The following is a 776-nucleotide window of genomic DNA, read 5'->3' as shown; positions in this document are numbered from 1 at the left end:
GGACACGCCATGAACGCAGCCTTCCCGACCCCCCTCGCCGACGAGAACCAACGGCTCCTCAGCCCGGACGAGCTGGAGGCGGCCCTGCGCGACATCGGCGCCAAGCGCTACCACAACCTGCACCCGTTCCATCGTCTCCTTCACGACGGCAAGCTGAACAAGGATCAGGTCCGCGCCTGGGCGCTCAACCGCTACTATTACCAGGCGATGATTCCCGTGAAGGACGCGGTCGTCCTCGCGCGCATGACGGATGCCTCGCTGCGCCGCGTCTGGCGCCAGCGCATCGTCGACCATGACGGCGATGCGCCCGGCGACGGCGGCATCGAGCGCTGGCTGAAGCTCGCGGAGGGCGTCGGGTTCGAGCGCGATTACGTGCTCTCGACGAGGGGCATCCTCTCGGCGACGCGCTTCTCGGTCGATGCCTACGTGCACTTCGTCGCCGAGCGCTCGCTGCTCGAGGCCATCGCCTCCTCACTCACCGAGATGTTCTCGCCGACCATCATCTCCGAGCGCGTGGCCGGGATGCTGAAGAACTACGACTTCATCACCAAGGACACGCTCGCGTATTTCGACAAGCGCCTGACCCAGGCGCCGCGCGACGCCGATTTCGCCCTCGACTACGTGAAGCAGCACGCCGTCACCCCGGCGCTCCAGCGGCAGGCGCTCGCCGCGCTCACCTTCAAGTGCAATGTCCTCTGGACGCAGCTCGACGCGCTCTACTTCGCCTACGTGGCGCCGGGCATGATCCCGCCGGACGCCTGGACCCCCGGCATCGG

The 776-nt window shown here is 67.4% G+C and carries 1 protein-coding gene; it reads left to right on the top strand.

Annotated elements, in window-relative coordinates:
- Window positions 1–9 precede the first annotated feature (9 nt).
- On the top strand, window positions 10–776 hold a 767-nt coding region (gene pqqC, locus WDW90_RS37670), incomplete at its 3' end, for a pyrroloquinoline-quinone synthase PqqC (RefSeq protein WP_336492813.1).

Origin of the sequence: Methylobacterium nigriterrae, from assembly GCF_037106235.1 — a bacterium.
In the GTDB taxonomy this organism is placed as follows: Bacteria; Pseudomonadota; Alphaproteobacteria; order Rhizobiales; family Beijerinckiaceae; genus Methylobacterium; species Methylobacterium nigriterrae.
This window is presented reverse-complemented; position numbering and strand designations above follow the sequence as displayed.